Source organism: Pseudorhodoferax sp. Leaf274 (assembly GCF_001422445.1).
Classification (GTDB): Bacteria; Pseudomonadota; Gammaproteobacteria; order Burkholderiales; family Burkholderiaceae_C; genus Pseudorhodoferax.
The window spans coordinates 242,410-269,356 of sequence record NZ_LMNA01000026.1 but is presented as its reverse complement, the minus strand read 5'-3'; the positions used below and the strand labels follow the sequence as shown (position 1 = coordinate 269,356).

Sequence of the window (26,947 nt, the reverse complement as noted above, 5' to 3'; positions counted from 1 at the left end):
GATTGAAACAAGGTGCCCCCGGTGCTGTGGGCCATGACCATCGGGCATCGCCCGTCAGTAATGGCGGGCGTGGATTGAAACCTGCGGTCGGTGGTCATCGTCGCACCGATCCGCGTGCATCGCCCGTCAGTAATGGCGGGCGTGGATTGAAACATGCCGTCTTTGTAGTCGATCACCTCCAGCATCGCGCATCGCCCGTCAGTAATGGCGGGCGTGGATTGAAACCCAACGTTCCTGGTGCGCGGCCGACGCATCCATGGCATCGCCCGTCAGTAATGGCGGGCGTGGATTGAAACAACCGCAGCAACGGCACCTCGCAGCTGAACCCGAGCATCGCCCGTCAGTAATGGCGGGCGTGGATTGAAACAACCTCTTGGCGGGTGCTGTTGGCTCATCGATCATGCATCGCCCGTCAGTAATGGCGGGCGTGGATTGAAACATCAGAAGCTCCCCTTTCTTCGATCCTTCGTGCTTGCATCGCCCGTCAGTAATGGCGGGCGTGGATTGAAACATGTCAATAACTGTACGGGGCGCGACCTGAGCCGGGCATCGCCCGTCAGTAATGGCGGGCGTGGATTGAAACGACAAGGCGAACGAGAGCCTGAAGAAGCTGTTCCAGCATCGCCCGTCAGTAATGGCGGGCGTGGATTGAAACTTCAACGCCCTGCAGGACTACCCGCTGCGCGAAGGCATCGCCCGTCAGTAATGGCGGGCGTGGATTGAAACATAACGCTGCGCGTTACGAATTCTTCCCCCTTGATGCATCGCCCGTCAGTAATGGCGGGCGTGGATTGAAACACGTACTGCACGATGGGCGTTTCCTTGTAGCCCAGCATCGCCCGTCAGTAATGGCGGGCGTGGATTGAAACGCCGCATCGTGCAACGTCACCCTCGTCAACTGATGCATCGCCCGTCAGTAATGGCGGGCGTGGATTGAAACGAGTCGACCTACCACAAGATGGACCGCGTGGGCGCGCATCGCCCGTCAGTAATGGCGGGCGTGGATTGAAACATGACCGAGTGGTATCGCAAGTCGGCCGAAGGCTCGCATCGCCCGTCAGTAATGGCGGGCGTGGATTGAAACCTGGGGTTGGTGAAGTGGCTCATTTCGTGCCCCGGCATCGCCCGTCAGTAATGGCGGGCGTGGATTGAAACATGGCCATCTCGGCCGCGGCGCGGTCCCATGCGTGCATCGCCCGTCAGTAATGGCGGGCGTGGATTGAAACGGCGACTACAGCCAGGTCGTGATTGGCGAGTGGGGCGCATCGCCCGTCAGTAATGGCGGGCGTGGATTGAAACGGCCGTGGTGAAGGGGAGATCGTTCATGCCCCACTGCATCGCCCGTCAGTAATGGCGGGCGTGGATTGAAACCGCACCGAGGGCGGCACGATCAACCGCGGGCGGCTGCATCGCCCGTCAGTAATGGCGGGCGTGGATTGAAACTGCAAATTGAACTGGTTGTTGACGCAGCGAAGATGCATCGCCCGTCAGTAATGGCGGGCGTGGATTGAAACAAAGCAAATCCGGTAAGACCGGCCAGATAGGTAAGCATCGCCCGTCAGTAATGGCGGGCGTGGATTGAAACCTGCAGTAGGGTGGGCAGGCGGGAGAGGTTGTAGGCATCGCCCGTCAGTAATGGCGGGCGTGGATTGAAACTGAAACAGCTCGCGGCTCTGCGAGTATGTCTCGAGCATCGCCCGTCAGTAATGGCGGGCGTGGATTGAAACTTCCAGGGCAGCAACAGCACGACCCGGATCGAGATGCATCGCCCGTCAGTAATGGCGGGCGTGGATTGAAACAAGTCCAGCACCGCCTTGGACTCAGCGAACTTGGCGGCATCGCCCGTCAGTAATGGCGGGCGTGGATTGAAACCGCGAATGGATGGGTGACGGCATCCAGTGGAATGGGCATCGCCCGTCAGTAATGGCGGGCGTGGATTGAAACATGCATGTCGTGTACATCCCACACCGTTCGGGCAGCATCGCCCGTCAGTAATGGCGGGCGTGGATTGAAACTTGGAAGAGGCGCTTGAGCTGGTGCAGGCCTGCGGCATCGCCCGTCAGTAATGGCGGGCGTGGATTGAAACCTCAACCTGGCTGTTCGCCTGGCCGCCAACTTCGGCATCGCCCGTCAGTAATGGCGGGCGTGGATTGAAACTACCCCCTCCCTCGATCCATCGAAAGGAGCGACAGCATCGCCCGTCAGTAATGGCGGGCGTGGATTGAAACGTCGCGACCGGAAAGAGCATGCTGATGCAGTGCTGCATCGCCCGTCAGTAATGGCGGGCGTGGATTGAAACCTGCGGAGCTGCTGATACCTCCGACGGCGCCTGTGGCATCGCCCGTCAGTAATGGCGGGCGTGGATTGAAACATCGCTGAAAAGCCATCCGTAGCCATGGCCATTGCGCATCGCCCGTCAGTAATGGCGGGCGTGGATTGAAACCAGCAGGATCGTTGTGGCGGCGCCTTGCAGGGCTGCATCGCCCGTCAGTAATAGCGGGCGTGGATTGAAACATCTACAGAGCCGGCAGCAAGTACGACAGCCTGCCGCATCGCCCGTCAGTAATGGCGGGCGTGGATTGAAACCCGGCAAAGGTCTTGGCTCCTTTTCGCCTGCTCCGCATCGCCCGTCAGTAATGGCGGGCGTGGATTGAAACTTGCCGTGGAAGTCGATCACGACGGCGCACTCGCGGCATCGCCCGTCAGTAATGGCGGGCGTGGATTGAAACACGTCCATGCTGCAGCAGGGCGAGAACAGCATCCTGCATCGCCCGTCAGTAATGGCGGGCGTGGATTGAAACCCACCGTGTTGTGGGTTCCTCGCATGCGGCGGGGAGCATCGCCCGTCAGTAATGGCGGGCGTGGATTGAAACATGGTCTCGGCGCTGATGACGACCTGCACCGTGGGCATCGCCCGTCAGTAATGGCGGGCGTGGATTGAAACACCGTGAGATCCACCACGTCGCTCTCGACCTCGCGCATCGCCCGTCAGTAATGGCGGGCGTGGATTGAAACATGACGCCCGCTCAGCGGGCGGCTGTAAAGAGCGGCATCGCCCGTCAGTAATGGCGGGCGTGGATTGAAACAAGCATGGGTCGTCTCCCGGGCGGGGCGTTGGGCAGCATCGCCCGCCAGTAATGGCGGGCGTGGATTGAAACAAGCACGATCCATCGTTGGTCGGCCTGGGCGATGGCATCGCCCGTCAGTAATGGCGGGCGTGGATTGAAACACCAACGTGGTGGCGTCGGGCGTCGCGATCTGCGAGCATCGCCCGTCAGTAATGGCGGGCGTGGATTGAAACATCGGCTCACTGATGATCCCGTATATGCCCGGCCGGCATCGCCCGTCAGTAATGGCGGGCGTGGATTGAAACCAGCCACGGCACCGGTCAGGTCAGCCGTCAGGGCAGCATCGCCCGTCAGTAATGGCGGGCGTGGATTGAAACAAACGTCCATGCCGGATCGCTGAACGGCCGGGGCGCATCGCCCGTCAGTAATGGCGGGCGTGGATTGAAACCCGCAACGGCGGTTTCTCCAGCGATGGCGAGGGCGGCATCGCCCGTCAGTAATGGCGGGCGTGGATTGAAACCAGTACAGGGTGTTGCCCGTGGCTTGGTCGATGATGCATCGCCCGTCAGTAATGGCGGGCGTGGATTGAAACACCGGGCCGTAGTCGGTCACATCGCCGGGCGTGGCGCATCGCCCGTCAGTAATGGCGGGCGTGGATTGAAACGTCATGCGGCATCCTTTCGATGGGGCTGCTCTGGGGCATCGCCCGTCAGTAATGGCGGGCGTGGATTGAAACATCATGGCGCTGCGCCGCGGCACGATGCTCAGTCTGCATCGCCCGTCAGTAATGGCGGGCGTGGATTGAAACAAGCGTCAGCGCAGCCCCCGTCGAAAAGGCACTCGCATCGCCCGTCAGTAATGGCGGGCGTGGATTGAAACTCTCCTGCCCTCCTCTCCTCCCTCCTCTTCTCTCGCATCGCCCGTCAGTAATGGCGGGCGTGGATTGAAACATTCGGCATGGGTCCGGCAGCACCTGCTGCACCTGCATCGCCCGTCAGTAATGGCGGGCGTGGATTGAAACGAGCGGGAGTTCGGCAAGAAGGCGCCCAAGATCAGGCATCGCCCGTCAGTAATGGCGGGCGTGGATTGAAACTCGGATGCGTAGGCGTTGAGCCAGAGCTGGTGCTGCATCGCCCGTCAGTAATGGCGGGCGTGGATTGAAACATGTCGCGGAAACTCTGCTTCATCAGCAGCACGTCGCATCGCCCGTCAGTAATGGCGGGCGTGGATTGAAACAAGACGTGGTGCCAGCGCCAGGGGGCGAAGCAGCTGGCATCGCCCGTCAGTAATGGCGGGCGTGGATTGAAACAGCCGCGTGGACGTGGGGCGCGAGATCGAGAGCGGCATCGCCCGTCAGTAATGGCGGGCGTGGATTGAAACGGCCCGTTCGTGGCTGGTGCAACGGCGGTGGTCTGCATCGCCCGTCAGTAATGGCGGGCGTGGATTGAAACATCGCCGGCATGGAGGCCGACTGCCTCGGCCGGCGCATCGCCCGTCAGTAATGGCGGGCGTGGATTGAAACTTGCTGATCCAGGGCTACAACAGCTGGGCTGCCGGCATCGCCCGTCAGTAATGGCGGGCGTGGATTGAAACCGGCCAGGTCCTGCGCTGGGCCGTGCTGACCACCGCATCGCCCGTCAGTAATGGCGGGCGTGGATTGAAACCTCGGCCTTGGCCGCTGCGGCGCGGCGGCGCTCGTGCATCGCCCGTCAGTAATGGCGGGCGTGGATTGAAACGGACGATGACGACGATGAGAACGGCTGATCCAAGGCATCGCCCGTCAGTAATGGCGGGCGTGGATTGAAACTACGCCTACGCGGAGAAGACCGACTACGGGACGTGCATCGCCCGTCAGTAATGGCGGGCGTGGATTGAAACTGCGCGTAGTGGCGTACGGCGTAGAGCTCCTACAGCATCGCCCGTCAGTAATGGCGGGCGTGGATTGAAACCAGCGCGTGCAGATCAACACGGCCGACCCGCACGGCATCGCCCGTCAGTAATGGCGGGCGTGGATTGAAACTCTTCGCCGGCCTGCTGGTTGCCCAACAGGTCGCCCGCATCGCCCGTCAGTAATGGCGGGCGTGGATTGAAACAGCTCGCGATTGCAGAGCTGGAACGTCCGGTTCGGCATCGCCCGTCAGTAATGGCGGGCGTGGATTGAAACGCCGCCTATACCGCGCACGCGCACCGCAACTTCAACGCATCGCCCGTCAGTAATGGCGGGCGTGGATTGAAACAAAGGCCCTGACAGCGACTGCACCACGACGCTGCTGCATCGCCCGTCAGTAATGGCGGGCGTGGATTGAAACTGGTCCGGCACGCCGGCTTTTACAAAATCGCCTTGCATCGCCCGTCAGTAATAGCGGGCGTGGATTGAAACAATCCATTGATCAGAGGCGCTACATGGTTGGCACGCATCGCCCATCAGTAATGGCGGGCGTGGATTGAAACATGGGCTCGCACCTGTTCACGCACACCCGGGGCCGGCATCGCCCGTCAGTAATGGCGGGCGTGGATTGAAACTCGACATAGCCGGAGTACTCCAGCTTGGCGTACTGCATAGCCCGTCAGTAATGGTGGGCGTGGATTGAAACCGCTGCAGCGTTCGATGCAACCGGTGTCTACAGCGCATCGCCCGTCGGTAATGGCGGGCGTGGATTGAAACCTCCACGGTCAGCGCATCATCGTCACCTACGCATGCATCGCCCGTCGGTAATGGCGGGCGTGGATTGAAACTTGCAGGTGTAGCAAGGCCCGGGCTTGAGGTCGAGGCATCGCCCGTCAGTAATGGCGGGCGTGGATTGAAACAGGATGGCAGGGTCAACGCTCTGCGCGGTCAAGCGCATCGCCCGTCAGAATGGCCGGCGTGGATTGAAACAACGGCCTGGTGCGCCTGGCGTACGACACGTACGAGCATCGCCCGTCAGTAATGGCGGGCGTGGATTGAAACCAATGTCTCGATCAGGCCGGGCACACCGGCCGGCAACATCGCCCGCGAGTAATGGCGGGCGGGAATTGAACCCGATCGCCCCCCCGCCAGGAATGTCACGGCGAAAAGCATTCGCCCGTCAGTAATGACGGGCGTGGATTGAAACTCCTCGGCGCTGTGCAGGCCCCAGCGCATCAGGGTGGCATCGCACGTCAGTAATGGTGGGCATGGATTGAAACTTGCACGTGAACTCGCCATCGACCATGGCGATGACGCATCGCCCGTCAGTAATGGCGGGCGTGGATTGAAAAAGTTTCGACCCTGTGTTTTTTGCGTGGCCGGCTTGCATTGCCCGTCAGTAATGACAGGCGTGGATTGAAAAATCGAGGGCGACCTGAGCGGCCTGGGGAAGGCGTGGATTGAAACGAGTTCGTTATCAATCTGTAGACCGGCGACATCACGAATCGCCCGTCACTAATTGCGGGCGAGGATTGACTCTGGCGTGAGTCCGGCAGCCAGTGCCGCGTGCAACGCATTGCCCTTCTGTCATGTGGGGAAAGGATTAAACGTCTCCCAGTTCCTTGCTAATGGCCCCGCCTACGGCGCACTGCTTGGCAGTAATAACTCGCGTAGATTGGAAACGCCCAAGGCACGGTCGCCTTTGGGTCCAACGCTTCGCGTCGCCGGTCAGCAGTGACGCGAGACCTCACGCTGTCAAGACGGCGTCCTACATGTTGTAACTAGATGGGCGCGCCGCCTCTGCTGCATTTCGAATCATCCGACAGGACTTGCGCAGCCATCGATGCAATGTCTTCGTCCAGACGGCGGCCAGGCGCGCAGCCACAATCCCCCATCGACTTCTCGAACACCCGCATGATCGCCATCACCCCCACCATCTCCGCCGGCAACACCCACCCCTTCGTCCTGTTCGGCGGCATCAACGTGCTCGAATCCCGCGACTTGGCGTTGCGGGCCTGCGAGGAGTACGTGCGCGTCACGGCCAAGCTGGGCATTCCGTATGTGTTCAAGGCCAGTTTCGACAAGGCCAACCGCTCGTCCATCCACTCCTACCGCGGCCCGGGGCTGGAGGAGGGGCTGAAGATCTTCGAGGCGGTCAAGGCGCAGTTCGGCGTGCCCGTCATCACCGACGTGCACGAGCCCTGGCAGGCCCAGCCCGTGGCCGAGGTGGTCGACGTGCTGCAGCTGCCGGCGTTCCTGGCGCGCCAGACCGACCTGGTGGTGGCGCTGGCCAAGACCGGCCGCGTGGTCAACATCAAGAAGCCGCAGTTCCTGAGCCCGCCGCAGATGCTCAACATCGTCGAGAAGTTCAAGGAGGCCGGCAACGAACGCATCATCCTGTGCGACCGCGGCACCTGCTTCGGCTACGACAACCTGGTGGTGGACATGCTGGGCTTCGGCGTGATGAAGCAGGTGACGGGCGGCCTGCCCTTGATCTTCGACGTGACGCACGCGCTGCAGCAGCGCGACCCCACGGGCGCGGCCTCGGGCGGGCGCCGCGCGCAGGTGGTCGACCTCGCGCGCGCCGGCATGGCCGTGGGCCTGGCCGGGCTGTTCCTGGAGGCGCATCCCAACCCCGACCAGGCCCGCTGCGACGGGCCCAGTGCGCTGCCGCTGGACAAGCTGGAACCCTTCCTCGCGCAGGTCAAGGCGATCGACGACCTGGTGAAGTCCTTCGCGCCCTTGCAGATCGACTGAAGCCGCAGGCCGGGGCTCAGAGCAGGCCGCGCAGCGCGGCCAGGGCGCCCTCCACGTCGCCCATCTGCGCGCGCAGCACCGCGCCGTCCAGCGCCACGCCCACCGCCTGCGCACGCGCAGCGCGTGCCGTGCCCTGCAGCTCCGGCGGCAGCAGTTCGGCGATGACCTGTTCCATCTCGTGCTTGTGGCGGCGCGCGGTGTCGGCCGCGCCCTGCACGCTGGCTCCCACCTCCACCACGCTGTTGATGAAGGCGCAGCCGCGGAACGCCGGGTCGCGGAACCATTCCTCCATGGCGCCCACCAGCGGCTGCAGGCCCAGCCCTTCGCTGGCGCCGTGCCGGCCCAGCGCGTCGACGAACCAGGCCATCCAGCGCGCGTGGCGGTAGTCCAGAAACGCCCGCACCAGGTCGTCCTTGGAGGCGAAGTGGCGGTAGAAGGTCAGCTTGGCCACGCCGCTCTCGGCGATCAGCCTGTCCACGCCCGTGGCGCGGATGCCGTCGCGGTAGAACAGGTCGTGCGCGGTCGTGAGGATGCGCTCGCGCGCCGAAGGGGCTGTCGTTTCCATGCACGGCATTGTAGACAGGTCTGTCTATCTGCATTAGCATGAGGTAGACGTATCTGTCTACTTGAAAAGGAGTCCACCATGAACGCACCCGAGCAACGCCCGCCGCTGCCGCCCTTCACCGCCGAGACCGCCGCGCAGAAGGTGCGCTTGGCCGAGGACGGCTGGAACTCGCGCGACCCCGATCGCGTGGCCCTGGCCTACACGCCCGACACGGTCTGGCGCAACCGGGCCGAGTTCCCGGTGGGCCGCGCGCAGGCGCGCGCCTTTCTGCAGCGCAAGTGGGCGCGCGAGCTGGACTACCGCCTCATCAAGGAGCTCTGGGCCTTCGCGGGCAACCGCATCGCGGTGCGCTTCGCCTACGAGTGGCACGACGATGGCGGCCATTGGTTCCGCAGCTACGGCAACGAGAACTGGGAGTTCGACGCGGCCGGCCTCATGGCGCGGCGCTTCGCCAGCATCAACGACTTGCCGATCCAGGACGCCGACCGCCAGTTCCATTGGCCGCTGGGCCGGCGGCCGGACGACCATCCCGGCCTGAGCGACCTGGGGCTCTGACCGGTGCCGTGCCGGCGCCGGTTTGCTCCGCCCTCCTACAGGCCCGGGCGCGCCGGGCGACGAGCATGGCCGTGAACCATTACCCGGAGAAACTGCCATGCACCTGTCCACCCCCACCATGCACGATCTGTTCGACCAGTTGGGCCTGCCCAGCGACGAGGCCTCGGTCCAGCAGTTCGTGGCCAGCCACCGCCCATTGCCGCAGGACGTGCCGTTGGCCGATGCGGCGTTCTGGACGCCCGCGCAGGCGCAGTTCCTGCGCGAACAACTCAACCGCGATGCCGATTGGGCCGAGGTGGTCGACCAGCTCAACATGAGCCTGCACGACTGACACCGCCAGGCGGCGGCGTGCCCGTGGCACACCCATTGCATGCACCCCGGCCATGCACGCCGACGCCCTGGACCTGGCCGCCACCGCCGACACCGCCGTCCATCCCCTGTGGCAACAGCAGCTAGGCCTGCTGCTGCAATCCACGGGCGACGGCATCTTCGGCATCGACCTCGCCGGCCGCTGCATGTTCATCAACCGGGCCGGGGCGCGCCTGATCGGCCATGCGCCGGCGGCGCTGCTGGGCCGCAACATGCACGAGGTCACGCACCATTCGCATGCCGACGGTGCCCACTACGCCGACGAGGACTGCCCGATCTTCAACGCCTTCCGCCGCGGCCTGCCGTGCCGCATCGACAGCGAGGTGTTCTGGCGCGCCGACGGCACGGCCTTTCCGGTCGAATACTCCAGCTACCCCATCGTCGACGGCGGCGAGGTGCGCGGCGCGGTGGTCACCTTCGTCGACATCACCGAGCGCCGCCGCGCGGCCGATGCGCTCCGCCACGCGCGCGACGAGCTGGAGCAGCGCGTGGCCGAGCGCACGCACGAGCTGTCGCTGGCGCTGCAGCGCCAGCGCGAGCTGTCGGCCCACCTGGAAACCGTGCGCGAGGAAGAACGCACGCGCATCGCGCGCGAGGTGCACGACGAGCTGGGCAGCCTGCTGGTGGCGCTCAAGCTCGATGTGAACTGGCTCGACAAGCGCCTGTCCGAGCAGCAGGCGCGCAGCGCACACGAGGCCGAGGCCATGCGCGCGCGCATGCGCAGCAAGTGCAGCAACATGAGCCGGCTGATCGAGTCGGCGGTGGACAACGTGGGCCGCATCATCACCGACCTGCGGCCCAGCATCCTGGACCACCAGGGCCTTTGGGCCGCGCTGGAGTGGCAGGCGCAGGAGTTCGCCGCTGCGGCCGAGCTGCGGCTGCACTGGCGCATGCAGGTGGCCGGCGCGCCTGAGCCCGGCGGCGCGCTGGCCATGGCCGTGTTCCGCATCCTGCAGGAGGTGCTGTCCAACGTGGGTCGCCACGCCCGGGCACGCACCCTGTCAGTCGACGTGGTGGCCGATGCGCGGCAACTGCGCGTGGCCGTGCACGACGACGGCGTGGGTGCGCCGGCAGCGGCGTTCGAGGGCGCCACGGCCTATGGCGTGATGGGCATGCGCGAGCGCGCGCTGCACTTCCGCGGACGCATCGACATTGCCAGCGCGCCGGGGGCGGGCGCCACCTTCACGCTGTATATGCCACTGGCGGCAGGCGCGGCATGACGGTGCCCATCCGCGTGCTGCTGGCCGACGACCACCGCATCGTGCGCGAGGGCCTGAAACAGGTGCTGGCCGATGCGCCCGAGGTCGTGGTCGCCGCCGAGGCCGCCAGCGGTGCCCAGGTGCTGGACGGGGTGCGTGCGGCCGGCGCCGCGCTCGACCTCGTGCTGCTGGACATCGCCATGCCCGACGGCGACGGCCTGGATGTGCTGGAGACGCTGCGCCGGGAGTTCCCGGGCCTGCCTGTGCTGATGCTCAGCACCTACCCTGAACGCCAGTACGCCGTGCGCTGCATCCGCCTGGGCGCGGCCGGCTACCTGCACAAAGGCGCCGACCCCGACGACATGCTGGCGGCCGTGCGCAAGGCCGCGGCCGGCGGCATCTGGGTCAGCGGCGCCACGGCCGAGGCGCTGGCCACCGCCGTGGGCCGGCGTGGTGCGCGCCCAGGTGCGGATGCGCTCTCGCACCGCGAGCACCAGGTGCTGCGGCTGCTCACTTCGGGGCACAGCGTGGGCGAGATTGGTGCGCAACTGGGTCTGGCGGCCAACACGGTCAGCACCTACCGGGCGCGCATCCTGGAGAAGACGGGCACCAAGAATGACGTGGAACTCACGCTGTACATGCTCGACCGGGGCTGAACGGCCCCAGCCCTGCGCTCTGCGGCGCTCCCCGGCACCTGTTAGGCCCTCGCTGTAGGGCTGGCACTACAGCGCGTCGTGCTGCCGCCCGCGATCTTGCAGGGCGGCCCGCTGCCGGCCGCCAACTGGCAAAGAGCTTGCACCAGCCGACGCATCTTTGTCCTGGAGGTGCGCCATGTCATCCTTGCCCGATCCCTATGACGCCGACCGCCCGCTGATGCTGCACTGCAGCTGCGGGCGCGACCACAGCGCTGCCGACCACGCCGCCGAGGCGGCCGTCGAAGCCACGGCCGCCAGTGCCGCGCGCGAACTGCGCGAACGCGCACGCCAGCCTGGCGTGCAGGCCCGGTCCGACGCGTTCGTCGAGGCCGCGCTGGTCAAGGCGCTGTTCCCGCACGATGCGCTGCGCCGCCGCTTCATGCGCGCCGTGGGCCGCGGCACTGCCATGGCCGCCATCGGCAGCGTGCTGCCCATCGCCAGCCTGCAGGCCATGGCGCAGGAGAAGGCCGCGCTGGAGAAAAAGGACCTCAAGATCGGCTTCATCCCGATCACCTGCGCCACGCCGCTGATCATGGCGCACCCGCTGGGCTTCTACCGCCAGCAGGGGCTGAACGTGGACGTGGTCAAGACGGCAGGCTGGGCGCTGATCCGCGACAAGATGCTCAACAAGGAATACGACGCCACGCATTTCCTGAGCCCGATGCCGCTGGCGATCTCCATGGGCATCGGCTCCAGCCAGGTGCCGATGAACGTCGCCACCATCCAGAACACCAACGGCCAGGCCATCACGCTGGCCAACAAGCACAAGGACAAGCGCGACCCCAAGCTCTGGAAGGGCTTCAGGTTCGCCGTGCCGTTCGAGTTCAGCATGCACAACTTCCTGCTGCGCTACTACGTGGCCGAGCATGGGCTGAACCCCGACACCGACATCCAGATCCGCGTGGTGCCGCCGCCCGAGATGGTGGCCAACTTGCGCGCCGGCAACATCGACGGCTACCTGGGCCCCGACCCGTTCAACCAGCGCGCGGTGTTCGAGGAGATCGGCTTCCTGCACATCCTGACCCGCGACCTGTGGGCCGGCCACCCCTGCTGCGCCTTCGGCACCAGCACGGAGTTCATCCGCCAGAACCCCAACACCTTCGCAGCGCTGTACCGCGCGGTGCTGACGGCTTCGGCCATGGCGCGCGACCCGAAGAACCGGGAACTCATCGCCAAGGTGATCGCCCCGGCGCAGTACCTGAACCAGCCCGAGACCGTGCTCACGCAGGTGCTGACCGGCCGCTTCGCCGACGGGCTGGGCAAGATCCAGACCGTGCCCGACCGCGCGGACTTCGATCCGATCCCCTGGCAGAGCATGGCGGTGTGGATGCTCACGCAGATGCAGCGCTGGGGCTACATCAAGGGCGAGGTCGACTACAAGCAGATCGCCGAGCGCGTGTTCCTGCTGACCGACGCCAAGAAGCAGATGGCCGCGCTCGACCAGAAGGTGCCGGATGGCGCCTATCCCCGGTTCAAGGTGATGGGCAAGGAGTTCGACGCCGACAAGGCGGCCGCCTACGCCAAAAGCTTCGCCATCGGCAAGGCATGAAGAACCTGAACGCCAAGGCGGCGCTGCTCTCGGTGCTGCTGTTGCTCCTGCTGCTGGGCATCTGGCACCTGGCCACGTCCACCGGTGCCGCCAGCGCCGGCCTGGCCGGCATGACTGCCGAGCAGGTCGAGTACGCCAGGATGACGGGCAAGGACCCCGCCGCGGCCAGCAGCGGCGGCTTTCCCACGCTGGCGCAGATGGGCACCACGGTCTGGGGCCATCTGTCCAACCCCTTCTACGACAACGGGCCCAACGACAAGGGCATCGCGATCCAGCTGGCGCATTCGCTGGGCCGGGTGGCGCTGGGCTTCGGCCTGGCCTGCCTGGTGGCGGTGCCGCTGGGCTTCGTGATCGGCATGTCGCCGCTGGTGCACCGCGCGCTCGACCCGTTCATCCAGGTCTTGAAGCCCATCAGCCCGCTGGCCTGGATGCCGCTGGCGCTCTACACCATCAAGGACTCGGCCATCAGCGGCATCTTCGTGATCTTCATCTGCTCGGTCTGGCCCATGCTGCTGAACACGGCCTTCGGCGTGGCCTCGGTGCGGCGCGACTGGCTCAACGTCGCCCGCACGCTGGAGGTCTCGCCGCTGCGCAAGGCCTTCCTGGTGGTGCTGCCGGCGGCGGCGCCGACGATCCTCACGGGCATGCGCATCAGCATGGGCATCGCCTGGCTGGTGATCGTGGCGGCCGAGATGCTGGTGGGCGGCACGGGCATCGGCTACTTCGTCTGGAACGAGTGGAACAACCTGTCGCTGAGCAACGTGATCTTCGCGATCGGGCTGATCGGCGTGGTCGGCATGCTGCTGGACCTGGCGTTCGGCCGGTTGCAGAAGGCGGTGACCTATGTCGAGTGAGGCTGGCGCCTTCCTGCAGGTCCAGGCCCTGGCCAAGGCCTTCGTGCCGGCGCGGCCGGTGTTCGCCGATGTCTCGTTCCAGCTCGCGCGCGGCGAGTTCGTCTGCATCATCGGCCACTCGGGCTGCGGCAAGACCAGCATCCTCAACGTGCTCGCGGGGCTGGACCAGGCCAGCGGCGGCCATGTGTTCATGGATGGCCGGGAGATCGACGGGCCCGGGCTCGAGCGCGGCGTGGTGTTCCAGGGCCATGCGCTGATGCCCTGGCTCACCGTGCGGCAGAACATCGCGTTCGCGGTCAGGTCGCGCTGGCCGCAATGGGGCCGCGCCGAGGTCGATGCCCATGTGCGCAAGTTCGTTGCCCTGGTCGGCCTGCTGCCGGCCATCGACAGGAAGCCCAGCGAACTGTCCGGCGGCATGAAGCAGCGCGTGGGCATCGCGCGCGCGTTCGCCATCCAGCCCAAGATGCTGCTGCTCGACGAGCCCTTCGGCGCGCTGGACGCGCTCACGCGCGGCAGCATCCAGGACGAGCTGCTGGCCATCGTGCGCCAGACGCAGCAGACCGTCTTCATGATCACGCACGACGTGGACGAGGCCATCCTGCTGGCCGACCGCATCCTGCTCATGCGCAACGGGGCCGACACCGCGGCCGGCTACCAGCCCGGCGGCATCGCCGAGGTGGTGGCCAACCCGCTGCCGCGCACGCGCACGCGCGTTGGGCTGCACCACGAGGGTGGCTACTACGAACTGCGCAACCACATCGTCGATTTCCTCGTCAGCCGCGCGCTGGCGCATTGATTCTTTCCACAGGAGCACACCGCATGAACCGCCTCGAAGTCACCGAGAAAATCATCACCGCCAAGGTTGCCAAGGGCATCCAGTGGGCCGACGTGGCCAGGAAGGTCGGGCAGTCCAAGGAATGGACCACGGCCCTGTGCCTGGGCCAGATGACCGCCACCCCCGAGCAGGCCAAGGTGGTCGGCAAGATCTTCGGCCTCACGGCCGAGGAGCAGAAGTGGCTGCAGGTGGTGCCGTACAAGGGTTCGCTGCCCACGGCCGTGCCCACCGATCCGCTGATCTACCGCTGGTACGAGATCGTGAGCGTCTACGGCACCACCATCAAGGAGCTGATCCACGAGGAGTTCGGCGACGGCATCATGAGCGCGATCGATTTCTCCATGGACATCGTGCGCCAGCCCGACCCCAAGGGCGACCGCGTGAACGTGGTGCTGTCCGGCAAATTCCTGCCGTACAAGACCTACTAGCCGCAAGTGTTGCCTGCACCAGACTTGTAAATTAAATGTTGCAACTGCGACGCAAAGCTCGGTTATCGTGCATCACTTCTGTGCATGAGCCCCCGGGTTTTGCGCGGAAGAAGAGCCGTTTCAATCACCCCCAGAGATCTGGAAAGACAGCACATGAAAAAAGTAGTTCTCTCTGTCGGCGTCGCCTTGGCGCAACTGTTTGCCGTTGCTGCGTTCGCGCAAGGTGAGGTTGGCGCAACCAAGGCGCCGCCGCCGGCCAAGAAGGCTTCGCCGGAAGACCGGGCCGCCGCACGCGCAGAGCGCAAGGCAGAAGGTGCTGCGGCGATCAAGCAGCAACCGGCTGGCGAAGTGGGCGCCGTGAAGAAGGCCGCACCGGCCGCCAAGGTGTCGGCCGAAGACAAGGCCGCTGCCCGTGCCAACCGCAAGGCCGAAGGCGCTGCCGCGATCAAGCAGGCGCCTCCCGGCGAAGTCGGCCCCACCAAGTAAGTCGGTTTCCAGGGCGGCACCGCCGCCCTGGCCGCAGGCTGCTGGCGCAGCGGCGCCTACCGCGCCGGGCGCCAGCCTCCTACGCAGCAACAGGCCCGCGGACGGGCCTGCCGCCGCGGGACTCTGGGTACCGTGCACGTGCGCGGTGTCGGCAACTCATGTGCCGGCACGGCGGAATCTGCCGATCCATCCACCCAGAGATCCGAAAGAAAGCCATGAAGAAAGCAGTTCTCATCCTCGGCATCGCCGCTGCCCAGACGTTTGCCGTGGGCGCCTTCGCCCAAGGCGAGGTTGGCAACGTGAAGAAGCCGCCGCCGGCCACCGCCGCGTCGCCCCAGGAGAGGGCTGCCGCCCGTGCCGAACGCAAGGCTGAAGGCGCTGCCGCCGTGAAGACCACGCCGAATGGCGAAGTGGGTGCGGTGAAGGCGCCGCCGCCGGCCATGTCGGCCTCGCCCGAAGAGAAGGCCGCGGCGCGCGCCAAGCGCAAGGCCGAGGGCGCAGAAGCCATCAGGAAGGCGCCGGCCGGCGAGGTCGGCCCCACCAAGTAAGCGCGTGCCGGCGGCCGGCGCGGCCGGCCGTCAGGCCCGGTAGCCTGGATCGATCCGGTCCAGCTTGCGCAGCAGCGCCGGCCACACGAAGCGCCCGCCCAGGCCACCGGTCTGCACGCGCGAGGCATGGCCCACGCCGTCGACGATGCGTGGGTCCACCTGCACCAGTTCTGCACCGCCCGACTGGGCCGCGATCTGGATCTGGCAGGTGTTCTCGAAGGTGTACATGGCCAGGAAGGCGTCGGCGATGCTGGCGCCCACCGTCAGCAGCCCATGGTTGCGCAGCATCAGGAAGTTGGCATCGCCCAGGTCGGCCTGCAGCCGCGCCTTTTCGTCGTCGCGGATCGCCACGCCTTCGTAGTCGTGGTAGGCCAGCGAGGCGAGCACGAAGGTCGATTGCTGGCTGATCGGCAACACACCGCCCCGCTGCGCGCTGACCGCGATGCCGGCGCGCGTGTGCGTGTGCAGCACGCACTGTGCGTCGTCGCGCACGGCGTGGATCGCGCTGTGGATCACGAAGCCGGCCGGGTTCACGGGGTAGGGCGACTCGATCAGCTTGTTGCAGGCCTGGTCCACCTTCACGAGGCTGGAGGCCGTGATCTCGTCGAACATCAGGCCGTAGGGGTTGATCAGGAAGTGGTGCTCAGGCCCCGGGATGCGGGCGCTGATGTGCGTGAACACCAAATCGCTCCAGCCGTGCAGCGCCACCAGCCGGTAGCAGGCCGCCAGGTCGGTGCGCAGCTGCCATTCCTCGGCGCTGACGTGGGCACGCAGGTCTTGGGGGGCGTTCATCGAGGGGGGTCTCCTGGGATGCGGTAGGCGCTGAAGCTGCGCCGGAATGCGCCGGGGCTGAGCCCCGTCTCGCGACGAAACAGTGTGCCGAAATGGCTCTGGCTGGCAAAGCCCGTGTCCAACGCCACCTGGGCCAGCGGCAGGGCGGTGTGCAGCAACAAGCGGCGCGCCTCGCGCAGCCGCAGCGCCAGCAGGTATTGGTGCGGCGACACGCCCAGCGTGCGGGCGAACAGCCGCGCCAAGTGCGCGCGGCTGACGCCGGCGACGCCCGCCAGCTCTGCCAGCGTGGGGTTGCCGGCCAAGTGCGCCTGCAGGTGCTCGCGCACGCGTGCCAGTTGCGCCCGGCCCAGGCGCGCGCCGCTGCGCAGCTGGCCGGCACCGGCTGCGCCGCCGTACTGCCGGTGCAGGTGGCGCAGCAGGCCCTGCGACAGGCTCTGGGCATACAGCGCGCCGTGCGGGCTGCCGGCCGCGGCCTCGGCCGTCATGGCGCGCAGCAGGCCGTGCAGGTCAGGGTCGGGCGTGGCCAGGTCCTGGCGCAACGCATCGGGCAGCAGTTCGTCGTCCACGCCCAGTGCGGCATAGCTTTCGGGCGTCAGCTCGACGAAGATGCGCCGGCCGTCGCGGCAGTGCCAGGTGCTGCGGTAGATCTCGAACTCGGGGCCGAAGAGGCCGGCCACGCCGCCATCCAGGTGGATCTCGCGGGTGCCGGCGCTGCCGCGGATGGTGGCGCGCGCCCGGCCGTCGATCAGCAGGCCCAGGCAGGCGTAGGGCGCCCACAGGTTGCGTGCATCGTCGTGGTCGGCCGCCGCGAAGCAGCCCAGCGGCAATCCGCGCCAGGCGGCCCGCTGCGTGGCGCCGAGCAGCGGGCGTTCGGGGAAGGAATCCATCAGCAGCGCCATGGCGTGCGAGGGTAGCCGCCATGCCGCATGCGTCCCATCGGTGAATGCCCGGCCGCCCGTCTACCGCGATCGGCGCCCGCACAGGCGCCGATTGCGGCAGACCGGCATGCCGCGCGTGCCTAGCATCGCCCGCTACCAACCACCACTCGGGAGACAGGCATGCGTGCAAGCAAATGGGTTCTGGGCGCCACGGCGGCCAGCGTACTGGCCGCCTGCGGCGGCAGCGGCGACGGTGACGGGGCGGCATTGCTGGCGCCGCAGCAGGCCTGCGAGGCGCTGGCCGGCGGCACGGTCGCGGCCACGGCCATCGGGCTGCCGACCTCGGGCGCGGTGGTGCAGAGTGCGCGCTTCGTGGCTGCGGCGGCGGACAACCCGAACGGCGAGCATTGCCAGGTCAAGGGGCTGATCATGCCGCGCGACCCGGCCGCGCCCAACATCGAGTACGAGGTCAACCTGCCCAGCAACTGGAACGGCAAGGCCTTGCAGTACGGCGGAGGCGGCTACAACGGCACGCTGGTCACGGGCCTGGACCAGGCCGCCATGCACCCTTCGGCCGCGCCGCGCCCGCTGGCACGTGGCTACGCCACGCTGGGCAGCGACAGCGGCCACAAGGCCGGCAGCGACGCATGGGCGCTGAACGACGAGGCGCTGGCCAACTTCGGCCACCAGCAGATCAAGAAGACGCGCGACGTGGCCGCGGTGCTGGCGCAGCGCCGCTACGGCCGCGCGCCCGAGCGCTTCTATTTCGTCGGCAACTCGCAGGGCGGCCACGAGGCGCTGGACGCCGCGGCCCGCTACCCGGCCGATTACGACGGCGTGGTGGCCACGCACCCGGCCTACAACGTGCCCCTGCTGCACCTGGGCTCGCTGAACGTGGTGCAGGCCGGCGCGGCCGGCGGCGGCGCCGGCTGGCTGAACCCGGCCCAGCACCGGCTGGTGAAGGACCTGGCGATGGCCACCTGCGACGGCCTGGATGGCCAGGCGGACGGCATCATCAGCCACCTGCCGGCCTGCCGTGCGGCGATGACGGTGGACACGGTGCGCGCCGCGCTGCGCTGCCCGGGCGGTGCGGCCGGTGGCGATGGCTGCCTCTCCGATGCACAGATCGCCGCGGTGGCCAGGATCAGCTCGCCCTACCGGCCCGGCCTCACGCTGGCCGGCGCCAGCACGTTCGGAGCCTGGGGCCTGCTGGAGGGCGCGGACCTGCCGCTCGGCAACACCGGCCCCGAGGATTCGTTCTTCGCCGTGATCGCCGCCACCACGGTGCGCTACGTCGTGGCGAAGGACCCGGCGCTCGATCTCCTGGCCTTCGACCCGCTGGCCTATGCCGCACGGCTGCAGCAGGTCAGCACGCTGATGGACGTCACCGACGTGAGCCTGGAGCCGTTCCGCGCGCGCGGCGGCAAGATCATCATGACCCACGGCACGGCGGACCAGCTGATCCCGTCGAGCAACTCTGTCGCCTACTACGAGCGCCAGCGCGCGCAGTTCGGCCAGGCCACGCTGGATGGCTTCCTCAGGTTCTACATGGTCCCGGGCTTCGCGCATGGCGGCGGCACGTTCAGTGCACGCTACGACGCGCTGGCCCAGCTGGAGAACTGGGTCGAGCGCGGCCAGCCCCCGCAGGCCTTCGTCACGGTGGACGAAAACGCCGCCACGGCTGGGCGCACCAGGCACATGTGCCTGTACGGCAGCTACCCGCGCCTGACCGGCGCCGCCGCGAACGACGCCGCCAGCTACACCTGCACGGCGTACTGAACCGGTCAGGCGCTGACCGCGGCTTCTTCAGCGCCGACCAACGCGGCGGCGATGTCCGCCTCGCCCTGGCGCAGCGCTGCGGCGCGCTGCTCGGGGCCGTAGGCGATGCCTTCGGCGCGCACGAAGCGCACATCGGTGATGCCGAAGAAGCCGAACACCGTCTGCAGGTAGCTCTCCTGGTGCTCCAGCGCGCGGCCTTGCTCGCTGGTGGAGTACACGCCGCCGCGGCCCGAGACCACGATCACCGTCTTGCCCTTGGCCAGGCCTTCGGGGCCGGCTGCGGTGTAGCGGAAGGTGCGGCCGGGCTGTGCCAGGCGGTCGATCCAGGCCTTGAGCTGGGTGGGGATCGAGAAGTTGTACAGCGGTGCGCCGACGACGATGACGTCCGCGGCCAGGAACTGCGCCAGGTAGCGCTCGGTGGCGATGTTCTCGGCGCGCTGGGCCGTGCTGATCTTTTCCAGGTCCAGGCCGAGCTTGAAGCTCAGCGCGTCGGCACCGAAGTGGGCCGGCGCCTCGGCCGCCAGGTCCAGGTACTGCACCTGGGTGCCGGGGTGGGCGGCGCGCCAGGCGGCCACCGTGCTGGCGGTCAGCTGGCGGGTGACGGATGCGCCGCCGAGGACGCTGGAATCGATGTGCAGGAGTTGCATGGTGTGCTTTCAAACCAAAAATGCGATGGATTGATTGTGCTGATGGTTGTAGTCATCGATAAGATGGCTGGTTCGAAATGGATCGTCCCACTGTTGGAAACAATCGAGCCATGCAAGACCTCAACGACATGCTGTTCTTCGCCGAGGTGGCCGAGCGCGGCAGCTTTGCCGCCGCGGGCCGCGCGCTGGGCCTGCCCAAGTCGCGCCTGTCGCGCCGCGTGGCCGAACTGGAAGACCGGCTGGGCGTGCGCCTGTTGCACCGCAGTACGCGCAAGCTGTCGCTGACCGAGGTGGGGGCGCTGTACCTGCAGCACTGCCTGGCCATGCGCAGCGAGGCGCTGGCCGCCAGCGAGGTGGTGCAGCGCCTGTCGGTGGAGCCGCGCGGCACGGTGCGCGTGACCTGCCCGGTCACGCTGGCGCAATCGGTGGTGGGCGCGCTCATGCCGGGCTTCCTGCTGGCGCATCCGCAGGTGCGCGTGCAGATGGAGGTCAGCAACCGCGTGGTCGATCCGGTGGAAGAGGGCGTGGATGTCGCGCTGCGCGTGCGCCCCAGTGTGCAGGACAGCGCCAGCCTGGTCGTGAAGCAGCTGGGCCGCTCGCAGTCGGTGCTGGTCGCCAGCCCCGCGTTGCTGGCACGCCAGGGCCGGCCACAGCAGCCGCAGGACCTGCAACGGCTCGACTCCATGGCCATGTCGGCGCCGGACGGGCGCGGCGGCGCCAGGCTGCAGGGGCCTGGCGGCGTCGAGTTCCATTGGCAGCACCACCCGCGCTACGTGGCCGACGACCTGGAGACCTTGCTGCGCGCCGCCATCGATGGCGTGGGGGTCGCGTTGCTTCCAGGCTACATGTGCCGCGAGGCGCTCCACGCCGGCCGGCTGGTCGAAGTGCTGGAAGGCTGGTCGCCGCCGCACGGCATCGTGCACGCCGTGTTCGCCTCGCGGCGCGGCCTGGTGCCGGCCGTGCGGGCCTTCCTGGACCACCTGGAGACGGGCGATTTCCATTGAGGCCGTTGCATCCGGTCACGCCTTATAAGAATTCGGATGAAAGCAAAGAGAAAAACAATAGTTTGCGCATAGCGGCGGGGTCTTGACAATGCGGCATCTGCTCAGGGATTCCGTCATGACCACCAAGTTCTTCTCGGGCCGCACGGCCCGTTCCGTCCTGGCCGCCGCCTTGCTGGTGGCTGCCACCGCTGCCTCGGCCCAGACCCAGACGCTGCTGAACGTCTCCTACGACGTGGCCCGCGAGTTCTACAAGGACATCAACGCCGCCTTCGTCCCGTACTACAAGAAGACCACCGGCAAGGACATCAAGATCGACCAGGCCCACGGCGGCTCCAGCGCGCAGGCGCGCGCCGTCAACGACGGCCTGGCCGCCGACGTGGTGACCTTCAACACCACCACCGATGTCGATTTCCTGGCCAGCACCGGCGTGGTGGCCAAGGACTGGGCCAAGCGCTTCCCGAACGACGCATCGCCCACCACCTCGACCATGCTGTTCCTGGTGCGCAACGGCAATCCCAAGGGCATCAAGGACTGGGACGACCTGGTCAAGCCCGGCGTGCAGGTGGTGGTGGTGAACCCCAAGACCGGCGGCAACGGCCGCTACGCCTACCTGGCGGCCTGGGGCTATGTGCGCGAGAACGGCGGTACCGATGCGCAGGCGGCCGAGTTCGTCAAGAAGCTCTATGGCAACGTGCCCGTGCTGGGCAAGGGCGGCCGCGACGCGACCAGCATCTTCCTGCAACGCAACACCGGCGACGTGCTGATCACGTTCGAGTCCGAAGTCATCTCGGTCGAGCGCGAATTCGGCAAGGGCAAGGTCGACGCCATCCATCCGTCCACCAGCATCGTGGCCGAGAACCCGGTCGCCATCGTCGAGCGCACCGTGGCCAAGAAGGGCACGGCCGAGGCCGCGAAGGCCTACCTGGACTTCCTCTACACCGACGAAGGCCAGGAGATCGCCGCCCAGCACGCGCTGCGCCCGCGCTCGACGGCCGTCCTGAAGAAGCACGCCGACCTGTTCAAGCCGATCAAGCAGTTCACGGTGGCCAAGTACTTCGGCTCGCTGGGCGAGGCGCAGAAGGTGCACTTCAACGACGGCGGCCAGTTCGACAAGATCTACACCGTCAAGTAAGCGATGAGCGCCACGACCTCCACCGCGGCGCTGGCCGGGCCCGCGCCCGGGGCGGCCGTGCCGCGCCGAAAAGGCGGCAAACGCGTGCTGCCCGGCTTCAACATCACGCTGGGCTACACGCTGCTGTACCTGAGCCTGATCGTGCTGATCCCGCTCACCGCGCTGTTCGCCAAGACCCTCACGCTCACCTGGCCGCAGTTCTGGGATGCGGTGAGTTCGCCGCGCGTGCTGGCGTCGTACCGGCTCACCTTCGGCGCGTCGTTTCTCGCGGCCATCGTCAACACCGTGTTCGGCCTGCTCGTGGCCTGGGTGCTGGTGCGCTACGAGTTCTTCGGCAAGAAGATCGTCGATGCGCTGGTGGACCTGCCCTTCGCGCTGCCCACGGCGGTGGCCGGCATCTCGCTCACGGCGCTGCTGGCCGGCAACGGCTGGGTCGGGCAGTACCTGGAGCCGCTGGGCATCAAGCTCGCGTTCACGCCCAACGGCGTGGTCATCGCGCTGATCTTCATCGGCCTGCCCTTCGTCGTGCGCACCGTGCAGCCCGTGCTGGAGGACACCGAGAAAGAGCTCGAGGAAGCCGCCATGTGCCTGGGCGCCACGCGCCTGCAGACCTTCACCAAGGTGATCTTCCCGGCCATCGCGCCGGCCCTACTGACCGGCTTCGCGATGGCCTTCGCGCGTGCCATCGGCGAGTACGGCTCGGTCATCTTCATCGCCGGCAACATGCCCATGGTTTCCGAAATCACACCGCTGATCATCATCGGCAAGCTCGAGCAGTACGACTACGCCGGCGCCACCGCCGTGGCCGTGGTGATGCTGCTGATCTCGTTCGTCATGCTGCTCGTCATCAACGGGTTGCAAGCGTGGCAGCGCAAGCGCTCGGGAGGTGCGGCATGAGCGCGAGGACGAGGGCCCCCGCTTGCGGGGATCGGCCCAGCGAAGGCCGCAGAGGCACCGACGGCGCGACGGTTGATCGCGCGCGAACTTTCGGAGGTGTCTGACATGGCCGCCATCGACGTCACGCGCAGGCACATCACGACCACCGAGACCCCCTGGGTCCGGCGCACGCTGATCGGCATTGCGCTGCTGTTCCTCGCGCTGTTCCTCGCGCTGCCTCTCGCGGCGGTGTTCACCGAGGCGCTGCGCAAGGGGCTGGACGCCTACCTGGAGGCGCTCAAGGAGCCAGACGCCTGGTCCGCGATCCGGCTCACGCTGATCACGGCCGCCATCGCCGTGCCGCTGAACCTGGTGTTCGGCGTCTGCGCGGCCTGGTGCATCGCCAAGTACGAGTTCCGCGGCAAGGCCTTCCTGACCACGCTGGTGGACCTGCCGTTCTCGGTCTCGCCCGTGGTGGCCGGCCTGATCTACGTGCTGGTGTTCGGCGCGCATGGCTGGTTCGGCCCCTGGCTGGCCGAGCACGACATCAAGATCATCTTCGCCATCCCCGGCATCGTGCTGGCCACGGTGTTCGTGACCTTCCCGTTCATCGCGCGCGAGCTGATCCCGTTGATGCAGGCGCAGGGCAACGAGGAGGAGCAGGCCGCCATCGTGCTGGGCGCCAGCGGCTGGCAGACCTTTTGGTACGTGACGCTGCCCAACATCAAGTGGGGCCTGCTGTACGGCGTGATCCTGTGCAATGCACGGGCCATGGGCGAATTCGGCGCGGTGTCGGTGGTCTCGGGCCACATCCGCGGCCAGACCAACACCATGCCGCTGCACGTGGAGATCCTCTACAACGAATACCAGAGCGTGGCGGCGTTCGCCGTGGCCTCGCTGCTGGCCCTGCTGGCGCTGGTCACGCTGGGCATCAAGAGCTGGGTCGAGTGGCGGCACGAGCGCGAGCGCAAGGCCTCCGCCGACCTGCCGCCCGAGCGTCCCGTCGCTGCCGCGGCAGCGCACTGAACAGGAAATCCCATGAGCATCGAAATCCGCAACGTCAGCAAGCAGTTCGGCAACTTCCGCGCACTCGACAACGTGAGCCTGGACATCGGGTCCGGCGAACTCGTCGCGCTGCTGGGCCCCTCGGGCTGCGGCAAGACCACGCTGCTGCGCATCATCGCAGGGCTGGAGAGCGGCGACGCCGGCAGCATCCTGTTCGCCGGCGAGGACACCACCGACGTGCATGTGCGCGAACGCCAGGTCGGCTTCGTGTTCCAGCACTACGCGCTGTTCCGCCACATGACGGTGTTCGACAACGTGGCCTTCGGCCTGCGCATGAAGCCGCGCGGCCAGCGCCCGTCGGAAGCGCAGATCAAGGCCAAGGTGCATGAACTGCTGGGCCTGGTGCAACTGGACTGGCTGGCCGACCGCTTCCCGGCGCAGCTGTCGGGCGGCCAGCGCCAGCGCATCGCACTGGCCCGCGCGCTGGCCGTCGAGCCCAAGGTGCTGCTGCTCGACGAGCCGTTCGGCGCGCTCGATGCCAAGGTGCGCAAGGAGCTGCGCCGCTGGCTGCGCCGCCTGCACGACGACCTGCACGTGACCAGCATCTTCGTGACGCACGACCAGGAAGAGGCGCTCGAAGTGGCCGACCGTGTGGTGGTCATGAACAAGGGCCGGATCGAGCAGATCGGCACGCCGCAGCAGGTCTGGGAGCACCCCGCCAGCCCCTTCGTCTACGGCTTCCTGGGCGACGTGAACCTGTTCCACGGCCGCGCCCACGAGGGCGAGCTGCTGGTGCAGGGCCTCAAGATCGACGCACCCGAGCACGCCGCGGCCAGCGACGCCAAGGCCTTTGCGTATGTGCGCCCGCACGACATCGAGGTCGAGCGTTATTCGCCGGGCGCCACGGGCATCGTGGCCCAGCTCACGCGCGCACTGGTGGTCGGCCCCATCGCAAGGCTGGAGCTTACGCCGCAGGACGCCAAGGGCGACCAGATCATCGAGGCCCAGCTCACGGCCGAGGAGTTCAACGCGCGCGGCTTCCGCGAGGGCGAGACGCTGGTGGTCACGCCGCGCCGCGCCAAGGTCTTCGTCGACCACGGCGCGAACGTCTGATCAGGCGCTGGCGTAGCGCCACAGCAGCGCGAGGCCAGCGGCCGGTGCTCAGAACTTGTAGGTCAGGTAGGCGAACGGCACCACGGGGTTCAGCGTGAGCCCGCTCTCCGACGTGGCGACGGCATTGCCGTTGGCGTAGGTGGTGAGCTTGGCCTTGGTCTTCATGTGCACGTACGAGACCGACAGCGTGAGGCCCAGGCGGTCGGTGAATGCGTAGGTCGCGCCGAGCGCGAACACCGGGCCGAAGCGGCTGTCGATCTTGGCGCGCGTGCTCGAGGCGCCCGCGGGCAGGCCCAGCGCGCCACCCAGGGTGCTCTGCAGGCCGCCGGTCAGCTGCACATCGGAGAAGTGCGCGTAGGTCACGCCCAGGCCGGCGGCCAGCCGCCACTTGTCGGTGGGCTGGCCGAAGAAGTACTTGGCCAGCAGCGAAGGGCCGTACAGCCGCGCCGAGCCCAGTTCGCCGATGCCCGCCAGCGTGCCCGCACCCTGGAGCTTGAGCCGCGGCGGGATGCCGAACACGCCCTCGATGGCCCAGTTGTCGGTCAGGAAGTAGTGGGCGTTCAGGCCCAACGTATCGGCATGCGACAGGCTGGAGCCCGAGCCGGGCACCTCTTGCTCCACCGGCGAGGTGAAGCGCAGCGGCGTGCTCCGGTCGCGCGGCGCGTAGCGCAGCCAGCCGGCGCCCAGCACGATGTCGCCGGCCTTCTGCGCCCAGGCGCCGCCGCATGCGAAAAGGGCCATCGCCGCGGTGGCGATGGCCCTGGGGATCGGGAATGGGGGATGGGTCTGCACGTGCATGTCTCCTGTGTGTGGATGCACGGCCAGCATAGGCCTGCGCTGCGGCCTTGTCGACCCAGGGCAGCGCCCCCAGCCGCGTGTTACTTCGCCGTGTAGATCTGGTCGAAGCTGCCGCCGTCGGCGAAGTGCGCCTTGTCGGCCTTGGCCCAGCCGCCGAAGGCCTCGTCGATCGTGAACAGGTTCAGCTTGGGGAACTGCGACGCGTACTTGGCCTTGGCCTTCTCCGAGACGGCAGGGCGGTAGAAGTGCTTGCCGGCGATGTCCTGGCCTTGTTCGGAGTACAGGAACTTGAGGTATTCCTCGGCCACGGCGCGCGTGCCCTTCTTGTCGACGTTCTTGTCGACCACGGCCACAGCGGGCTCCGCCAGGATGCTCAGCGAGGGCGCGACGACGTCGAACTTGGCGCCGAATTCCTTGTCGAGCAGGTAGGCCTCGTTCTCCCAGGCGATCAGCACGTCGCCCTGGGCGCGCTGCGCGAACGTGATCGTGGAGCCGCGCGCACCCGTGTCGAGGATGGGCACGTTCTTGAACAATGCGGCCACGAATTCCTTGGCCTTGGCATCGCTGCCGCCGTTCTTGCGCTTGGCGAATTCCCAGGCCGCCAGGTAGTTCCAGCGCGCGCCGCCCGAGGTCTTGGGGTTGGGCGTGATCACGCTGACGCCGGGCTTGACGAGGTCGTCCCAGTCCTTGATGCCCTTGGGGTTGCCCTTGCGCACGGCGAACACGATGGTCGAGGTGTAAGGCGAGGCGTTGTGCGGCAGGCGCTTTTGCCAGTCGGCCGCCAGCCAGGCGCCGTTCTTGACCAGTGCGTCGGTGTCGCCGGCCAGTGCCAGCGTGGCCACGTCGGCTTCCAGGCCGTCGATGATGGAGCGCGCCTGCTTGCCCGAGCCGCCGTGCGATTGCTTGATCGTCACGTCCTGGCCCGTCTTGGCCTTCCAGTACGCGGCGAAGGCCTTGTTGTAGTCCACGTACAGCTCGCGCGTGGGGTCGTACGAGACGTTCAGCAGCGTGACGGGAGCCGGTTGCGCTTGGGCGACCACCGGGGCCAGCGTGGCACCCAGGGACAAGGCCAGCGTGGCGCTGGAGAGGTGGCTCAGGAGACGGCGGCGCGTTTGCATGGAAGACTT

General features: G+C 67.1%; 23 protein-coding genes and 1 CRISPR repeat array (1 of these 24 cut by a window edge). Of the genes, 17 read left to right on the top strand and 6 right to left on the bottom strand.

Translation table 11 applies throughout. The features are described 5' to 3' along the window. Positions 1–6,379: direct repeats of the CRISPR family, unit length 37 nt; unit sequence GCATCGCCCGTCAGTAATGGCGGGCGTGGATTGAAAC (it extends 458 nt beyond the left edge of the window). Between the two features lie 491 nt (positions 6,380–6,870). After that, on the top strand, positions 6,871–7,713 hold the full coding sequence (gene kdsA / locus ASF44_RS21935; RefSeq protein WP_056901371.1) for a 3-deoxy-8-phosphooctulonate synthase: 843 nt from the start codon (positions 6,871–6,873) through the stop codon (positions 7,711–7,713). A 16-nt stretch (positions 7,714–7,729) separates the two neighbouring features. On the opposite strand, the gene ASF44_RS21930 is transcribed toward kdsA, so the two are convergent. Then, positions 7,730–8,278 carry a TetR/AcrR family transcriptional regulator gene (locus ASF44_RS21930; protein ID WP_056901370.1) on the bottom strand — a complete coding sequence of 183 codons (549 nt, stop codon included), beginning with the start codon at positions 8,276–8,278 and terminating at the stop codon, positions 7,730–7,732. Between the two features lie 78 nt (positions 8,279–8,356). Between ASF44_RS21930 and ASF44_RS21925 the strand changes: the two genes are divergently transcribed. The 10 genes from ASF44_RS21925 to ASF44_RS21880 all read left to right on the top strand — a co-directional run bounded on the left by ASF44_RS21925 (position 8,357) and on the right by ASF44_RS21880 (position 15,796). Continuing rightward, a complete protein-coding gene (locus tag ASF44_RS21925) occupies positions 8,357–8,833 on the top strand; it encodes a nuclear transport factor 2 family protein (protein WP_056901369.1) in 477 nt (158 codons plus the stop codon). A gap of 97 nt (positions 8,834–8,930) precedes the next feature. Further along, on the top strand, positions 8,931–9,164 hold the full coding sequence (locus ASF44_RS21920; RefSeq protein WP_056901368.1) for a DUF2789 domain-containing protein: 234 nt from the start codon (positions 8,931–8,933) through the stop codon (positions 9,162–9,164). A gap of 52 nt (positions 9,165–9,216) precedes the next feature. Further along, on the top strand, positions 9,217–10,422 hold the full coding sequence (locus tag ASF44_RS21915) for a PAS domain S-box protein (protein WP_056901367.1): 1,206 nt from the start codon (positions 9,217–9,219) through the stop codon (positions 10,420–10,422). Further along, positions 10,419–11,057 carry a response regulator transcription factor gene (locus ASF44_RS21910; RefSeq protein ID WP_056901366.1) on the top strand — a complete coding sequence of 213 codons (639 nt, stop codon included), beginning with the start codon at positions 10,419–10,421 and terminating at the stop codon, positions 11,055–11,057. Before ASF44_RS21915 ends, ASF44_RS21910 begins: the two co-directional genes overlap by 4 nt. Before the next feature lie 175 nt (positions 11,058–11,232). Next, entirely contained in the window at positions 11,233–12,645 is a 1,413-nt protein-coding gene (locus tag ASF44_RS21905; protein ID WP_056901365.1) for a CmpA/NrtA family ABC transporter substrate-binding protein, read from the top strand. Then, the gene (gene ntrB, locus ASF44_RS21900; RefSeq protein ID WP_056901364.1) at positions 12,642–13,499 is read left to right on the top strand and encodes a nitrate ABC transporter permease; all 858 of its coding nucleotides are present in this window, start codon (positions 12,642–12,644) and stop codon (positions 13,497–13,499) included. Before ASF44_RS21905 ends, ntrB begins: the two co-directional genes overlap by 4 nt. Beyond that, entirely contained in the window at positions 13,489–14,295 is an 807-nt protein-coding gene (locus ASF44_RS21895; RefSeq protein ID WP_056901363.1) for an ABC transporter ATP-binding protein, read from the top strand. The genes ntrB and ASF44_RS21895 overlap by 11 nt, the downstream gene beginning before the upstream one ends. A gap of 23 nt (positions 14,296–14,318) precedes the next feature. Continuing rightward, positions 14,319–14,762, top strand: a complete 444-nt coding sequence (gene cynS, locus ASF44_RS21890) for a cyanase (protein ID WP_056901362.1) — start codon at positions 14,319–14,321, stop codon at positions 14,760–14,762. Between the two features lie 84 nt (positions 14,763–14,846). Beyond that, positions 14,847–15,248, top strand: a complete 402-nt coding sequence (locus ASF44_RS21885) for a hypothetical protein (protein WP_235579305.1) — start codon at positions 14,847–14,849, stop codon at positions 15,246–15,248. Positions 15,249–15,463: 215 nt separating this feature from the next. Then, the gene (locus ASF44_RS21880; protein ID WP_056901360.1) at positions 15,464–15,796 is read left to right on the top strand and encodes a hypothetical protein; all 333 of its coding nucleotides are present in this window, start codon (positions 15,464–15,466) and stop codon (positions 15,794–15,796) included. A 30-nt stretch (positions 15,797–15,826) separates the two neighbouring features. Here the strand turns inward: ASF44_RS21880 and ASF44_RS21875 are convergent, their stop codons facing one another. Beyond that, positions 15,827–16,588, bottom strand: coding sequence for a class II aldolase/adducin family protein (locus tag ASF44_RS21875; protein WP_056901359.1), 762 nt, complete (start codon positions 16,586–16,588; stop codon positions 15,827–15,829). Continuing rightward, positions 16,585–17,475, bottom strand: a complete 891-nt coding sequence (locus tag ASF44_RS21870) for a helix-turn-helix domain-containing protein (protein WP_156374628.1) — start codon at positions 17,473–17,475, stop codon at positions 16,585–16,587. Before ASF44_RS21870 ends, ASF44_RS21875 begins: the two co-directional genes overlap by 4 nt. 171 nt (positions 17,476–17,646) lie before the next feature. Between ASF44_RS21870 and ASF44_RS21865 the strand changes: the two genes are divergently transcribed. Beyond that, a complete protein-coding gene (locus ASF44_RS21865) occupies positions 17,647–19,245 on the top strand; it encodes a tannase/feruloyl esterase family alpha/beta hydrolase (RefSeq protein ID WP_056901357.1) in 1,599 nt (532 codons plus the stop codon). A gap of 5 nt (positions 19,246–19,250) precedes the next feature. On the opposite strand, the gene ASF44_RS21860 is transcribed toward ASF44_RS21865, so the two are convergent. After that, a complete protein-coding gene (locus tag ASF44_RS21860; RefSeq protein ID WP_056901356.1) occupies positions 19,251–19,892 on the bottom strand; it encodes an FMN-dependent NADH-azoreductase in 642 nt (213 codons plus the stop codon). Between the two features lie 110 nt (positions 19,893–20,002). Here ASF44_RS21860 and ASF44_RS21855 point away from each other — a divergent pair, with 110 nt between their 5' ends. From ASF44_RS21855 to ASF44_RS21835, 5 genes are all read left to right on the top strand, one after another. Continuing rightward, on the top strand, positions 20,003–20,896 hold the full coding sequence (locus tag ASF44_RS21855) for a LysR family transcriptional regulator (protein ID WP_056901355.1): 894 nt from the start codon (positions 20,003–20,005) through the stop codon (positions 20,894–20,896). Positions 20,897–21,011: 115 nt separating this feature from the next. Then, positions 21,012–22,028, top strand: coding sequence for a sulfate ABC transporter substrate-binding protein (locus ASF44_RS21850; protein ID WP_056901354.1), 1,017 nt, complete (start codon positions 21,012–21,014; stop codon positions 22,026–22,028). Positions 22,029–22,031: 3 nt separating this feature from the next. Beyond that, complete coding sequence (gene cysT, locus ASF44_RS21845) at positions 22,032–22,925, top strand: sulfate ABC transporter permease subunit CysT (protein ID WP_056901353.1); 894 nt, start codon at positions 22,032–22,034, stop codon at positions 22,923–22,925. Between the two features lie 105 nt (positions 22,926–23,030). After that, positions 23,031–23,930 (top strand): sulfate ABC transporter permease subunit CysW, encoded by a 900-nt coding sequence (gene cysW, locus ASF44_RS21840; protein ID WP_056901462.1) that lies wholly within the window; start codon positions 23,031–23,033, stop codon positions 23,928–23,930. A gap of 12 nt (positions 23,931–23,942) precedes the next feature. Next, positions 23,943–25,022, top strand: coding sequence for a sulfate/molybdate ABC transporter ATP-binding protein (locus ASF44_RS21835; RefSeq protein ID WP_056901352.1), 1,080 nt, complete (start codon positions 23,943–23,945; stop codon positions 25,020–25,022). 48 nt (positions 25,023–25,070) lie between these two features. Here ASF44_RS21835 and ASF44_RS21830 read toward each other — a convergent pair whose 3' ends face one another. Further along, positions 25,071–25,814, bottom strand: coding sequence for an OmpW family protein (locus ASF44_RS21830; protein ID WP_235579304.1), 744 nt, complete (start codon positions 25,812–25,814; stop codon positions 25,071–25,073). Positions 25,815–25,900: 86 nt separating this feature from the next. Further along, a complete protein-coding gene (locus tag ASF44_RS21825; RefSeq protein ID WP_056901350.1) occupies positions 25,901–26,938 on the bottom strand; it encodes a sulfate ABC transporter substrate-binding protein in 1,038 nt (345 codons plus the stop codon). Between the last annotated feature and the right edge of the window lie 9 nt (positions 26,939–26,947).

What these genes read in the sequence shown, in the direction of transcription:
- ASF44_RS21915 (WP_056901367.1), top strand. Translation starts at nt 9,217, where the DNA reads ATGCACGCCGACGCCCTGGACCTGGCCGCCACCGCCGACACCGCCGTC.
- ASF44_RS21825 (WP_056901350.1), bottom strand. Translation starts at nt 26,938, where the DNA reads ATGCAAACGCGCCGCCGTCTCCTGAGCCACCTCTCCAGCGCCACGCTG.
- cynS (WP_056901362.1), top strand. Translation starts at nt 14,319, where the DNA reads ATGAACCGCCTCGAAGTCACCGAGAAAATCATCACCGCCAAGGTTGCC.
- ASF44_RS21905 (WP_056901365.1), top strand. Translation starts at nt 11,233, where the DNA reads ATGTCATCCTTGCCCGATCCCTATGACGCCGACCGCCCGCTGATGCTG.
- ASF44_RS21855 (WP_056901355.1), top strand. Translation starts at nt 20,003, where the DNA reads ATGCAAGACCTCAACGACATGCTGTTCTTCGCCGAGGTGGCCGAGCGC.
- cysW (WP_056901462.1), top strand. Translation starts at nt 23,031, where the DNA reads ATGGCCGCCATCGACGTCACGCGCAGGCACATCACGACCACCGAGACC.
- ASF44_RS21885 (WP_235579305.1), top strand. Translation starts at nt 14,847, where the DNA reads ATGAGCCCCCGGGTTTTGCGCGGAAGAAGAGCCGTTTCAATCACCCCC.
- cysT (WP_056901353.1), top strand. Translation starts at nt 22,032, where the DNA reads ATGAGCGCCACGACCTCCACCGCGGCGCTGGCCGGGCCCGCGCCCGGG.
- ntrB (WP_056901364.1), top strand. Translation starts at nt 12,642, where the DNA reads ATGAAGAACCTGAACGCCAAGGCGGCGCTGCTCTCGGTGCTGCTGTTG.
- ASF44_RS21920 (WP_056901368.1), top strand. Translation starts at nt 8,931, where the DNA reads ATGCACCTGTCCACCCCCACCATGCACGATCTGTTCGACCAGTTGGGC.
- ASF44_RS21895 (WP_056901363.1), top strand. Translation starts at nt 13,489, where the DNA reads ATGTCGAGTGAGGCTGGCGCCTTCCTGCAGGTCCAGGCCCTGGCCAAG.
- kdsA (WP_056901371.1), top strand. Translation starts at nt 6,871, where the DNA reads ATGATCGCCATCACCCCCACCATCTCCGCCGGCAACACCCACCCCTTC.
- ASF44_RS21930 (WP_056901370.1), bottom strand. Translation starts at nt 8,278, where the DNA reads ATGGAAACGACAGCCCCTTCGGCGCGCGAGCGCATCCTCACGACCGCG.
- ASF44_RS21865 (WP_056901357.1), top strand. Translation starts at nt 17,647, where the DNA reads ATGCGTGCAAGCAAATGGGTTCTGGGCGCCACGGCGGCCAGCGTACTG.
- ASF44_RS21880 (WP_056901360.1), top strand. Translation starts at nt 15,464, where the DNA reads ATGAAGAAAGCAGTTCTCATCCTCGGCATCGCCGCTGCCCAGACGTTT.
- ASF44_RS21875 (WP_056901359.1), bottom strand. Translation starts at nt 16,588, where the DNA reads ATGAACGCCCCCCAAGACCTGCGTGCCCACGTCAGCGCCGAGGAATGG.
- ASF44_RS21910 (WP_056901366.1), top strand. Translation starts at nt 10,419, where the DNA reads ATGACGGTGCCCATCCGCGTGCTGCTGGCCGACGACCACCGCATCGTG.
- ASF44_RS21870 (WP_156374628.1), bottom strand. Translation starts at nt 17,475, where the DNA reads ATGGATTCCTTCCCCGAACGCCCGCTGCTCGGCGCCACGCAGCGGGCC.
- ASF44_RS21860 (WP_056901356.1), bottom strand. Translation starts at nt 19,892, where the DNA reads ATGCAACTCCTGCACATCGATTCCAGCGTCCTCGGCGGCGCATCCGTC.
- ASF44_RS21925 (WP_056901369.1), top strand. Translation starts at nt 8,357, where the DNA reads ATGAACGCACCCGAGCAACGCCCGCCGCTGCCGCCCTTCACCGCCGAG.
- ASF44_RS21835 (WP_056901352.1), top strand. Translation starts at nt 23,943, where the DNA reads ATGAGCATCGAAATCCGCAACGTCAGCAAGCAGTTCGGCAACTTCCGC.
- ASF44_RS21850 (WP_056901354.1), top strand. Translation starts at nt 21,012, where the DNA reads ATGACCACCAAGTTCTTCTCGGGCCGCACGGCCCGTTCCGTCCTGGCC.